Source organism: Catonella sp., assembly GCF_052169795.1.
GTDB lineage: Bacteria > Bacillota > Clostridia > Lachnospirales > Lachnospiraceae > Catonella.
Map to the genome: position 1 here is coordinate 1 of NZ_JBQNBU010000058.1, position 12,512 is coordinate 12,512.

Annotated in this window: 13 protein-coding genes; 12 read left to right on the forward strand and 1 reads right to left on the reverse strand. The window is 34.2% G+C overall.

Features of this window, described 5'->3' with window-relative positions; all coding sequences use genetic code 11:
• The first annotated feature begins 132 nt into the window (after positions 1–132).
• The 6 genes from ACTTKP_RS08745 to ACTTKP_RS08770 all read left to right on the forward strand — a co-directional run bounded on the left by ACTTKP_RS08745 (position 133) and on the right by ACTTKP_RS08770 (position 3,024).
• Positions 133–798: a hypothetical protein gene (locus tag ACTTKP_RS08745; protein ID WP_442553519.1), complete on the forward strand. Its 666-nt coding sequence runs from the start codon at positions 133–135 to the stop codon at positions 796–798.
• The gene (locus ACTTKP_RS08750) at positions 795–1,304 is read left to right on the forward strand and encodes a hypothetical protein (RefSeq protein WP_442553520.1); all 510 of its coding nucleotides are present in this window, start codon (positions 795–797) and stop codon (positions 1,302–1,304) included. The genes ACTTKP_RS08745 and ACTTKP_RS08750 overlap by 4 nt, the downstream gene beginning before the upstream one ends.
• Before the next feature lie 133 nt (positions 1,305–1,437).
• Positions 1,438–1,632 (forward strand): hypothetical protein, encoded by a 195-nt coding sequence (locus ACTTKP_RS08755; protein ID WP_442553521.1) that lies wholly within the window; start codon positions 1,438–1,440, stop codon positions 1,630–1,632.
• 7 nt (positions 1,633–1,639) lie between these two features.
• Positions 1,640–2,353, forward strand: a complete 714-nt coding sequence (locus ACTTKP_RS08760) for a hypothetical protein (RefSeq protein ID WP_442553522.1) — start codon at positions 1,640–1,642, stop codon at positions 2,351–2,353.
• 239 nt (positions 2,354–2,592) lie between these two features.
• Positions 2,593–2,811 (forward strand): DUF3791 domain-containing protein, encoded by a 219-nt coding sequence (locus ACTTKP_RS08765; RefSeq protein WP_208429821.1) that lies wholly within the window; start codon positions 2,593–2,595, stop codon positions 2,809–2,811.
• Positions 2,812–2,883: 72 nt separating this feature from the next.
• The gene (locus ACTTKP_RS08770) at positions 2,884–3,024 is read left to right on the forward strand and encodes a hypothetical protein (RefSeq protein WP_442553523.1); all 141 of its coding nucleotides are present in this window, start codon (positions 2,884–2,886) and stop codon (positions 3,022–3,024) included.
• 296 nt (positions 3,025–3,320) lie between these two features.
• Here the strand turns inward: ACTTKP_RS08770 and ACTTKP_RS08775 are convergent, their stop codons facing one another.
• Complete coding sequence (locus ACTTKP_RS08775) at positions 3,321–3,596, reverse strand: helix-turn-helix domain-containing protein (protein ID WP_442553524.1); 276 nt, start codon at positions 3,594–3,596, stop codon at positions 3,321–3,323.
• A gap of 220 nt (positions 3,597–3,816) precedes the next feature.
• On the opposite strand from ACTTKP_RS08775, the gene gpmI reads away from it, so the two are divergent.
• From gpmI to ACTTKP_RS08805, 6 genes are all read left to right on the forward strand, one after another.
• Positions 3,817–5,361 carry a 2,3-bisphosphoglycerate-independent phosphoglycerate mutase gene (gene gpmI / locus ACTTKP_RS08780; protein ID WP_442553525.1) on the forward strand — a complete coding sequence of 515 codons (1,545 nt, stop codon included), beginning with the start codon at positions 3,817–3,819 and terminating at the stop codon, positions 5,359–5,361.
• 2 nt (positions 5,362–5,363) lie between these two features.
• Positions 5,364–5,732 (forward strand): DUF4288 domain-containing protein, encoded by a 369-nt coding sequence (locus ACTTKP_RS08785; RefSeq protein ID WP_442553526.1) that lies wholly within the window; start codon positions 5,364–5,366, stop codon positions 5,730–5,732.
• Positions 5,733–6,099: 367 nt separating this feature from the next.
• Entirely contained in the window at positions 6,100–8,736 is a 2,637-nt protein-coding gene (gene ppdK, locus ACTTKP_RS08790; protein ID WP_442553527.1) for a pyruvate, phosphate dikinase, read from the forward strand.
• A 356-nt stretch (positions 8,737–9,092) separates the two neighbouring features.
• On the forward strand, positions 9,093–9,791 hold the full coding sequence (locus tag ACTTKP_RS08795; protein WP_442553528.1) for a hypothetical protein: 699 nt from the start codon (positions 9,093–9,095) through the stop codon (positions 9,789–9,791).
• 185 nt (positions 9,792–9,976) lie between these two features.
• A complete protein-coding gene (locus tag ACTTKP_RS08800; protein WP_442553529.1) occupies positions 9,977–11,965 on the forward strand; it encodes a reverse transcriptase domain-containing protein in 1,989 nt (662 codons plus the stop codon).
• A gap of 301 nt (positions 11,966–12,266) precedes the next feature.
• A partial coding sequence (locus ACTTKP_RS08805) for a hypothetical protein (RefSeq protein WP_442553530.1) occupies positions 12,267–12,512 on the forward strand: 246 nt, incomplete at its 3' end.

Below are 12,512 nucleotides of genomic sequence, written 5' to 3' on the forward strand. Positions count from 1 at the left end.
AAAAGAAAAGTTTGTAACCTGATTTTTCTTGGCTACAAACTTATTATACGAGGAGTGGTAGAACTTATAGTTGAAAAATATAGCTATTTTAGTTGTTATATACATAAAATTTTAGAAAAGAGGTAAATAAAAATGAAACAGTGTCCGAAGTGTTCATCGATAATGGATGATGATGCTAATTTTTGTAATAGTTGTGGTGGAAATTTATCTGATGTTCAGGTGCAGCAGCCTTCACAGGAAATGGGAAATACTGCAACAGAAGCTCAGTATAACAAGCAAGGGAATCAGGTGTTTGTAGATTCTGAAGAACAAACAATTGCCTGTATAGGTTCAAATTATCTGCAAAATTTCCTTATAGGAGGTCAGATATCCAAGGGGATAGGTGTTCTTACTCAAAAGCGTTTTTATTATAATGGTAAAAACTATGCTGGAGATATTAAACAATTGAAATCCACTACTGAAGAAGGAGTGGTCTCGATAGAGGATATTACTTTCACAAGTTTTATGCATTCGAGAAAACCGGGCTATCTGATTACTGCAATATTTATATTACTTTGCACTTTAATTTTCGCTTATATTAACAGGTATGATATGGAAAGTATTTTTACATTTGGATTAAGTGCTGCGGCAATATTTTTCATATTATATTTTTGCATCCGCAGTACATTATTTACGGTTTCGTTTCCAGGAGGAAGTTTTGGTTTTGATATAAGTGCATATCCTATATCTGAAATCAGAGATTTTCAGCGTCAGCTCCACCTTTTAAAGGATAATCTTAAGGAGAAGGTAGTAAGATGATAAATGACACCAATATTACTATCTCAGGAAAAGAGTGCTTTTGCACTCTTTTTCCGGATAAAATTGTTATAAATGGAAATTATTATCGTTATGCAAATAATAAGAGAATTAAGGAGTCAGGGCTAATTACTGTAAATATTTGTAATGTAATGAGAGTAGGGTTTACTAAGACATATTCGAGACTTATGTTTTTGTTTCCTATGTGCTTTGGATTTACTGCACTTATAATTAAAGAAATTCCTGCACTTGAATATAAGATTGATATAATTCCGGGAATATATTCTGTAGGAACGGAGTTTTGGAGTCTGCCATATCAGGATACAATATGGAAAATATTTGCTATATTGTGCCTGCTCACAATTCCTTTATATTGGTTAAGCTATAGGAATGATTTGGAGATAAATGCAATTACAAATCGATATTTGTTACCAGCTAAGGGAGTAGATAAGACTAAAATTGCATATTTTCAATCAGAATTTGTGCGGCTTAAGAAAAATAGGAAGTAGCGAGTATTTTTGTAAGCCTGCTTATGTCAAATAAGTTATATTTTGTTTGAAAATTATATGAGGGAGGAGGATAAAGCTTATAACTGTTACAATATACTAAGTATCAAAAAATAACAATGAGGAGAGCAATTTGATGAACAAAGAAAATCTTGTAAAAATTATAGCTATTCTTCTTGCTGGAGCAGCCATAGGTGGTGGAATCGCTTATGCTGTAATGCCGAAAGGTAAAAAGCCAAAGGAAGATGCAGAGGATGAATATGTATACAAAAATAAGAATGACTGTGAATTGAGAAGAAAACAGTTCATTAGTTCAGAAATAATAACATGAATACAATATGCTTCCGCTTGATGGAGCTAAGATTATAATAAGAGAAGGATTTAACAACACTTCAGGCAATATAATTGCTTCTATAGATGCAGATTATGATGGAAATGTAAGAATAAGCCTGCTTCCCGGTATTTATACAGCTGAGATTAATAAAGCCGGTTATGAAGTAATGTATTATAATTTTATTGTAAAAACAAGCTCAGCTGAAAATACATATTCATTTTTTGCACCAAAAACATTAAGAGATGGTGAAGTTAAGGTGGTTTTAACATGGGGAAGTACCACTTCTGATCTGGATTCCTACCTGTTTACAGAAAGCTATACAAGAAATTCAAGTGTAGAAAATGAAGTTCAGCATGTGTGGTATGCAGAAAGAGAAGATGCTTATTATAGCAATTTAGATGTCGATGATACTGACAGCTATGGTCCGGAAACTGTCACTATTATGGATTTAAATGCCAATAAGTACTTTAAGTATGGAGTTGTTGATTTTACTAACTTTGCTTCGGATAACTATGGAAGTTATGACATGTCTTATTCAAATGCTACAGTAAAGGTATACTCTAAAGATGGATTAGTAGGAAGCTTCCATGTGCCGGAAGGAAAAAAAGGTATCATATGGGAGGTTTTTGAAATCCGAGGAGATAAGAAAATTGTTCCAACACAGAGATATTACTCAGGTTATAATGAAGTAAATAATTGGCTTAGTAAGTATAAATAAATGCAACAAGAATAGGCTATAAACAGAAACAAGGTCTTACTCTCGGAATGAGAGTAAGGTCTTGTTTTTGTTTAATAGGATTAGGGTGTCAAAGGTCACTGACCGTTGATATATATTTATATATTTGTACATTGAAAACTATAGATAATAAATGATTGGATTATAGTATTAAGTTTGATATAATTGGAACATAGATAATAATATTTGCAGCAGACAAATGTAAGTGGGGATATGAATAAATGAGTGAGTTGAAAAAGAAAATTAATTATACTGTAGTTTGTGTAAATGAGTTCGCAAACAAACTTAATATTGCTGAAAAAGAGGCTTTCGATTATCTGTATAAATATAAGGGAATTGCATTTATTAAAGAACATTATGACATAGAGCATACATTAAGCATGGATGATGCAATAGATGATATTATAATGATTTGTAGAAATAATGGGGGTAATTTATAAAGAAACTACAAATCAGTATTCTTTTCATACAGAAAGAGCAATAAGCTTACTCAAGAAGGAGAAGAATTAATTATGGATAAGAAAAAACAGATGATAGAGTATATGATTCAGAACTGTATAATAAGTTATCAGATACCGAAACAGAACTTTACAGGGAAAGCCCTGCCTACGTATATGGATTGTTTCAAGATGAACTTAACTTCGGACGTATAGTTCAGGCGGAAGTATGAAAAATATACAGTAAAGGTATATTCTAAATACAGCTTAGTAGGGAGCTTACAGGTTCCAGAAGGAAAAAGTATCATATGGGAGGTTTTTGAAATTCTAGGAGATAAGACTTTGTTGCTCAAATGTCAAAAGAGAAAGCAAGCATCAATGATTAGGTAACAGTAAAGTGCGAACAATTAAATTGTGCACAATCTAATAATGTACAAAATATAATTTGCCCCAAAATACGAACATGGTGACAGGTGTTTTGGTGTAGAGGATAATATGCAGAGGCAAGCAGATTAATGCTTATTATCTTCTTTGTAAGCGGATGAAGGCTGTTCAGCAACAGCATCAAAAAGAGTATTAGAGACAGGCTCGTTAGGCACAAAGGTAATTATGTCTTCAACCCTGCAATCTAATATTGAACATAAGTTATCAAGTGTTGCTGTTGTAATATGTGCACCTTTTTTTATCCGGCTTATTTGGGAATTACTTATTCCGTAGTAGACTGTCAGTCTGTATTGAGAAATATTTTTATCTTTTAATGTTTTCCAAAAATTATCATAACTAATCATTTTATCAACCTCAATTATAACTAAAACCTTATAAAATAAGGATATAATAATGACGAAAGTTCAACAAGGAATAACAATCGGACAATGTCTATAAATTGGGGTTATTGCAAATTTATGTTTTATAATTGAGTTTTAACATTAATTATAGTATAATAACTCATAATATTTTTGTTTAGTCGAAAATTTCTTATTTATATTTAGGCTTGAAAGGAGCGGTACAATGTCTAAGAAACCGGTAGTTCTTATTATAATGGATGGTTTTGGTATTAACGAAAGAGAAGATTACAATGCAATAGCACAGGCAAAAAAGCCTAATCTTGATATGCTTATGAAAACTTATCCTTGGAAACGTGGTTATGCAAGTGGTATGGCAGTAGGTCTTCCTGATGGACAGATGGGAAATTCTGAAGTAGGTCATATGAATATGGGTGCAGGAAGGATTATCTATCAGGAACTTACAAGAATTACAAAAGAGATAGAGGATGGTGATTTCTTTAAGAATGAAGCACTTCTTTCTGCCATAGAAAACTGCAGGGAGAAGAACAGTGCTTTACATATGTTTGGACTCTTATCAGATGGTGGTGTACACAGTCACAATACACATATGTATGGAATCTTAGAGCTTGCTAAGAAAGCAGGGCTTGAAAAAGTTTATTTACATTGTTTCCTTGATGGAAGAGATACGCCTCCAAAGAGTGGAAGAGATTTTGTAGCTGATGCTGTAGCTAAAATGGAGGAAATAGGAGTAGGTAAGGTTGCATCTGTTATGGGGCGTTATTATGCTATGGACAGGGATAACCGTTGGGATAGAGTAGAACTTGCTTACAAGGCTATGGTTTATGGAGAAGGAAATACTGCGGCAGACCCTGTGGTAGCAGTAGAAAGTTCTTACGGTTCAGATGTAACAGATGAGTTTGTTGTGCCTACGGTCATTGAAAGAGATGGCAAACCGGTAGCTACAATAAAAAATGATGACAGTATTATCTTCTATAACTTCCGACCTGATAGAGCAAGAGAGATTGCAAGAGCTTTTTGTAATGATGATTTTGACGGTTTTGAAAGAAAAGGTGGAAGAGTTAAGACTAAGTTTGTCTGCTTTACAGATTATGATGCGAGTATGCCGAATAAAGAAGTTGCGTTTAAAAAAGTTGATATTAACAATACTTTTGGAGAGTATATGTCAAGGCTTGGCAAGACTCAGCTTCGTACTGCTGAAACTGAGAAATATGCACATGTTACCTTCTTCTTTAACGGCGGTGTAGAGGAACCATACCCTGGAGAAGATAGAATTCTTGTTAAATCTCCTAAAGTGGCTACTTATGACTTACAGCCTGAAATGAGTGCTTATGAAGTTTGTGACGGGCTTGTAAATGCCATTAAGAGTGGGAAATATGATACTATAATCTGTAACTTTGCAAACCCTGACATGGTAGGGCATACAGGTGTCCTTGATGCTGCAATTAAGGCGATTGAGGCTGTTGATGCATGCATAGGAAGGGCGGTTGAGGCTCTTAAGGAAGTGGACGGTGCTATGTTCATCTGTGCAGACCATGGAAATGCAGAGCAGATGATTGACTATGAGACAGGCGACCCTTGGACAGCACATACAACCAACCCTGTACCTTTCATCCTTGTAAATGCAGGAGAGGAGTATGATTTGGCAGAAGGCGGAAAGCTCTGTGACATCATTCCTACTATGCTTGAGCTTATGGGAATACCACAGCCTGAAGAAATGACTGGAAAGTCGCTTTTGATTAAAAAATAGTTATGGAAAAGTACAGTGTAGTATTGTTAAAAGAATGCAAAATAGAAAACTATGTATCTGAAGATGATGCAAAAATCTTTGAAGAGAGCGTTGTTTTGTGTGAGCTTGAAGATGATTTTTTTGAAGAAACATCACCAGAAGAACTGTTAGAATATTTTGCAAAGAAAATACCAGCCAATAAGTATACAAATGCTTACGGAGAAGAAGTCTCTGTTGAAGTTGTTGCTGTAATTGATTATTTTAACTTATTTGAAAATGTAGAATTTGATAATTTTACGGAAATATACTGCAGGCATTTCATAGAGAAAAAATCGATGGTGGTGGCTGATGTTATAGAAAAATATTATCCTGACTTTTCCATAACGAAATGAAATAGCATATTATACAAAAATTGCTATAACTGATTAGTATCTGTGCAAAAAGAAATAAGTGAGCTTTATGTTTCACTTTGCACAGATACTTTATTTTTTAAAGTAAAATAAAGAGCTTTTTAGCAAATATCACCAAAGATGATTGAAAATGAACCTTTAATTATAGCAAGGTTTTGTAACAAAAAATAATGACAGTGGGCTTTAAATGTGGTAAAATACAATAAAGTGCAGATTTTTAATCGGCATAATTAAAAAGTTAGTATAAACTTATCTGAATAGGGCTTGAATTATAACTTAGAGTGCATGTTCTTTATGCACTTATTTGTGTATTAAGTCTTAATCGGAGTAACAACAGGAGGAAATTATAATGGCAAGAAAGTGGGTATATTTATTCACTGAAGGAAAAGCTGAGATGCGTGAGCTTCTTGGTGGTAAGGGTGCTAACCTTGCGGAAATGACAAACATTGGACTTCCGGTACCTCAGGGCTTCACTGTAACTACAGAAGCTTGTACACAGTATTATGAGGATGGAAAGAAAATCAATGATGAGATTATCAGCCAGATTGATGAGCATATAACAAAGCTCGAAGGCATCACAGGAAAGAAATTCGGTGATCATGAGAATCCTCTCCTTGTTTCAGTTCGTTCAGGCGCAAGAGCTTCTATGCCTGGTATGATGGATACAATCCTTAACTTAGGTCTTAATGAGGACGTTGTAAATGTAATGGCTGAGAAGTCAGGAAATCCTCGTTGGGCTTGGGACTGCTATAGAAGATTTATTCAGATGTATTCTGACGTAGTTATGGAAGTTGGTAAGAAGTATTTTGAAGAGCTTATCGACGAGATGAAGAAAGAAAAGGGAGTTACTCAGGACGTAGACCTTACAGCTGAGGACCTTAAGAAACTTGCAGGTCAGTTCAAGGATGAGTACAAGTCAAAGATTGGCAAGGACTTCCCTACAGATCCAAAGGAACAGCTTCTTGGAGCAGTGCAGGCAGTATTCCGTTCATGGGATAATCCTCGTGCAAATGTTTACCGTCGTGACAACGATATCCCTTATTCATGGGGAACTGCTGTAAACGTACAGTCTATGGCTTTCGGTAACATGGGTGATGACTGCGGTACTGGTGTTGCATTTACAAGAGATCCTGCCACAGGAGCTAAGGGACTTTTCGGTGAATTCCTTACAAATGCACAGGGTGAGGATGTTGTTGCCGGTGTTCGTACACCTATGCACATCAATGAGATGGCAAATAAATTCCCAGAGGCTTTCAAAGAGTTCAATGAAGTTTGCAAGACTCTTGAGGATCACTATAGAGATATGCAGGATATGGAGTTTACAGTTGAACATGGTAAGCTTTATATGCTTCAGACAAGAAACGGTAAGAGAACAGCTCAGGCTGCTCTTAAGATAGCTTGTGACCTTGTAGATGAGGGAATGAGAACAGAGGAAGAGGCAGTTGCTATGATTGACCCTCGTAACCTTGATACTCTTCTTCACCCACAGTTCGATGCTAAGGCACTTAAGGCTGCTACACCACTTGGAAAAGGTCTTGGAGCATCTCCTGGCGCTGCTTGTGGTAAGGCTGTATTTACAGCAGATGATGCAGTAGCTTGGGCTGAGCGTGGTGAGAAGGTAGTTCTTGTTCGTCTTGAGACATCTCCAGAAGATATTTCAGGTATGAAGTCTGCTCAGGGTATCCTTACAGTTCGTGGTGGTATGACATCTCACGCAGCAGTTGTTGCTCGTGGTATGGGTACTTGCTGTGTATCCGGTTGTGGCGATATCGTTATGGATGAGGCTAACAAGAAGTTTACTCTTGGCGGCAAGACATTTAACGAGGGAGATGAAATATCTATCGACGGTACAACAGGTAATATCTATGAAGGCTTAATCCCAACAGTTGATGCTACTATCGCTGGTGAGTTCGGCAGAATCATGGCTTGGGCAGATAAGTATAGAAGACTTAGAGTTAGGACAAATGCAGATACTCCTGCAGATGCTAAGAAGGCTCGTGAGCTTGGTGCAGAAGGTATCGGTCTTTGCCGTACAGAGCATATGTTCTTTGAGGCTGACAGAATTGCAGCATTCAGAGAGATGATTTGTTCAGATACAGTAGAAGGAAGAGAAGCAGCTCTTGAGAAGATTCTTCCATATCAGCAGGGAGATTTCGAGCAGCTTTATGAGGCACTTGAGGGAACACCTGTTACTATCCGTTTCCTTGATCCACCTCTTCACGAGTTCGTTCCTACAACAGAGGAAGAGATTCAGAAGCTTGCAGATGCACAGGGTAAGAGCGTTCAGGCAATTAAGGATATAATTACAAGCCTACACGAGTTCAACCCTATGATGGGACACAGAGGACTTCGTCTTGCAGTTACCTATCCTGAAATTGCTAAGATGCAGACAAAGGCTGTTATCCGTGCAGCTATCAACGTACAGAAGAAGCATCCTGACTGGAAGGTAGTTCCGGAGATTATGATTCCTCTTACAAGTGAAGTTAAAGAGCTTAAGTTCGTTAAGAAGGTAGTTGTAGAGACAGCAGATGCTGAAATTGCAGCAGCAGGTGCAGACCTTCACTATGAGGTAGGTACAATGATGGAAATTCCTCGTGCTTGCCTTACAGCTGATGAAGTAGCTAAGGAAGCTGATTTCTTCTGCTTCGGTACTAACGACCTTACTCAGATGACATTCGGTTTCTCTCGTGATGATGCAGGTAAGTTCCTTAATGCTTACTATGATACAAAGATTTTCGAGAACGATCCATTTGCAAAACTTGACCAGAACGGTGTTGGTAAGCTTATGGAGATGGCTATCAAGCTTGGTAAGCCTGTTAACGAGAAGCTTCACATCGGTATCTGTGGAGAGCATGGTGGAGATCCTTCATCAGTTGAGTTCTGCCACAAGATCGGTCTTGACTATGTATCCTGCTCACCTTTCCGTGTGCCTGTAGCAAGACTTGCAGCAGCACAGGCTGCTATTGCAGAGAAGAAGGCTAAATAATTAAATAAGATATGTTAGGTACAGAGGGCTTCGGCTCTCTGTATTTTTACATTAATTTGTAGTAAGTCATTAGAAGTTTAAATTTATCTAAAAAATGTAATATTACAAAAATTTGAAGACAATTTAAGAGAAAATAAAAATATTGATAAAATATGGAAACTCAAGGAATAAATTGATTAAAAAGATGTAGGTAATAGAATATAATTAGGTGAATATATCTACAAACACTTAATAAGTACTATTGTTAATTAAGATTTTATTATATTGATTTTTGTAAGAGCCTAAAACAAATTACGATATGAATAAGATTATTTTATACTGATTCTATTAAAAATGAAAGCGGGGAATAGTATCAAATGGAGAAAATGGCAGATTTTCTTACTATATTACGAACAGATCGGAAAAGAGAGATTAGTGGTTACAGAAAAAGAGGCTATTTAGTCCGCGAGGGATATAGGCTGGTAAGAAAAATTAGTATTGAAGATATGGAATTTGGGGTTCAAGTAAGTGCACAAGATTACTTTTTTTTCTTGATTGGTAATAATCAAAATGCATATTATTCAGTGTATGAATTGTATAACCTTTTACATTTAATGGCAGTAAGGGAAGGGAAGGACTATGTGAATAGTCTTTTACAAAAGCAGATTGATTCGAAATATAGATGTATCTTTAAATATGAGGATATTGAATATGAAATGAAAAAGAGTGTTATTCCTGATGAAAATGAGAAGATTGAAGTAGAAGATGGTTCTGAACAAGTTGATTACAAAACACTTTTTATATTGCTTAATCTGATACAAGAAAAAAGCAATTCATTGTTTGGAAGTAGAAGAAAAAATAAAGATTATAAAAATGGAATAATAAGGCTTTTGATAACTCTTATTGATGTAGAACAAAATAATCAAATATTAACAGAAAAAGGCTGGGTTTATGATGAGGAAGAAAAAAAATTTAAATATGACGGAAAAACAGTTCAATATAAAAATAACGAAAAATTCAAAAAATATTATTTGACGAAAGGAGAAAAAGACAGTATAATGTCTATAGAATCCTAGTATTCGTCGATGACGAAGTAGAAATAAGGAGTATTAAAAGTTGAGATGTGCTTAGTTGGTGGAAGAGTGAAAAAGAACTTAAGGGTTTGATTCCGCTCGCTATCCCGTTCGCCGCATAAGCTCACGGGGCTCACTACATCAATTCCTTAATTTCTTTCTCACTGTAGGATTCTTTTTTATATAACATGAATGAATATATATTACTGGAACAGATAGAAATTGAACGTCCAATTGTTTTTCTTTGTGGTCCTTTTTATTTGAAAACCGATCAGGGAGATAGAAGAAATATTCTTAAAAAAGCAATATTAGAAAGATATAAGAATAATATTTTGCCACTGATAATTGATGATTTTCTTACAGTGAAGAACATAGATGATCCCCAAATAAGTCTTCAACTGATGGAAGAAATATGTGCAGATATTTCTGTAAAAACATACATCTTTATGGATACATTGTCTAGTGCAGCTGAACTAGGTATGTTTGCCAGTAGTGCTTTTGAAAATAAGATTCAAGTGTTAATACCAAAATCAGATGATATTTACAATAAAGGTAATGTCGGTTTTTTTGTAAAAGAAATAGCATTAAAATCAAAGCCGGATATGATAAAGGTTTTGGAATATCGACCTGGTATAAGGAGAAATGCGATTGCGACAGATTACATAGTAGAGTTTTATTCTTTTGTTAACAATAAACTACCTTTTAACATTAAAAGAGCCATTGATAGTGATGGTGATTTAATAAAATCCAATTCTCAAATAGCTTTAAATGTTATTGAGTCTACTGATATGCCACGGAATTCATTTGAAATTTGCTATTCGAGTAATAACAATCATTTGCAAATAAAAGTATCTATCAAGTTGCTTTTTTATGTTACTCTTTCTATACTAGCCTGTGAATACGAGAGTTTTTTTACTAACAAAGATAAAAAATTTGATGAAAATAATTTAAAAAGAATTGAGTTACAGACGCAGAATGCCTTTTTTAATTTGATTAATAAAAAGAATTCCTATAAAATGATAAAACCTTCAGGAATTTCGTTTCATACAATTTTGGAGCAAAAACAAAATGATAGACTTTTAAAGCATATCGTTAAGTTTTTATATGTTTTTAATAAGCACTCTGATTATGGTACAATACAATTATTTAAAAACCCTTTAGGTAAAATTATTAATCGATATTCTGCAGATGAACATTTACATGATGTTATTAATATTTGGCAAGAATCATTTGAGCTTATAAAGAAAATAAATAATGAACCTGACTTGTTTTTTGAAACAATACAGATAAAAACCTCAAGGAAAAAAAGAGATATTGTTAAGTACCGAGAAGATGAAAATGGTGAAAAAGCTCGAAAATTACATGAGTGGATTAGTAAGTGTTTAAAAAGAGTGTATAGTTTTAGTGGTAACTCGTTTGCATACAAACAAGGAGAGAGCATAAAAACTTGTGTTATAAAGCATTTAAGTAGTAATGGATTTATAAAATATGATATTAAAAAATTCTTTGATAGTATTTCTATTAAAAAACTTATTTCAAAAATGATGAGTGAGCTTGAGATGGAAAAAACAAAGCGCAGTCTTTTGGAAGAAATAATACTTGCTTGTTCGTATAAAGGAAAAATACCATTAGGTTTTGTTACATCACCACTTTTATCAGACATGTATATGAAAGATATTGATCTCGAATTAAATACTATAACTATAGGTTTAGGTTATGTATACACAAGGTATGCAGATGATATCTTAATATCGTCACATAAACCGATTCAGAAAACAGAATATGATGTCTTCAATTTATCTATAAAAAAATTATTGTTAAAAAATAGCTTAAAGATTAATGAAAAGAAAAGCAGGCACATTAATTTTGATGAAAGGCATACTTTTTTTAGATATCTTGGGATAAATATTATCCATAAAAAAGAAGGCAATTTATTGTCGCTAGGTAAGACATATATTAATAATGTTGCTAAAGAGTATATTGATTATGATAAAGAAAAAAAGAAAAAATCGAGTCAGCAAGACAGTTCAGAATACTTGTTCTATTCACGGCTAAGATTGATTGGGAAAATAGGCTTTATAAAGCAGATTGAAGGTGATGTAGGCTTAGAACGATTAAAACGACGTTTATATAAGTATAACCCTAATATAAACTTAAAAATATCTGGTAATATATAATATTTATAAAATAAAAGTGCGGTGGTCAAAAGTTTTTGTGAGAACTTTGTCCAATGTTGTGCATGTAGTTATCTAACCGAGCATGTGAATCTTTTTCTATAAATAACTATTAAGCGATAGGCCTTCTATGATAAAATATAAATCATATGAGGCCTTTTATTATGGCAAAAAGAGTAAAGAAGTTAGAACAAACTCTTATAATATCCAATTGCAAAAGAAAATTATTTGAATCTCTCACCCTTGTCTTTTTCCAATAAATAACAGTATAATCTTAATAAATATAATACCTATGAGGTGAATAATGAAGAAACGAAAACTATTTTGTGAAATTTCTCCATTTACATATGAAATTTCCTTATGGAAAGAAAGAATTAAAAGAAGGATAAAGGATTTTAAGAATTCAACTAAATTTGCAAAAGAAAAGCAGGTAGAAAAACTCCCAGTCCTTATTTACGAGCATAAGTCTTTGATGCGGAGAAGGCTTGGGAATGTAAGACAGGATTTGCAGGAAAATAAAGTAATAAATTTAAATTTAGCAGTTCCTAAG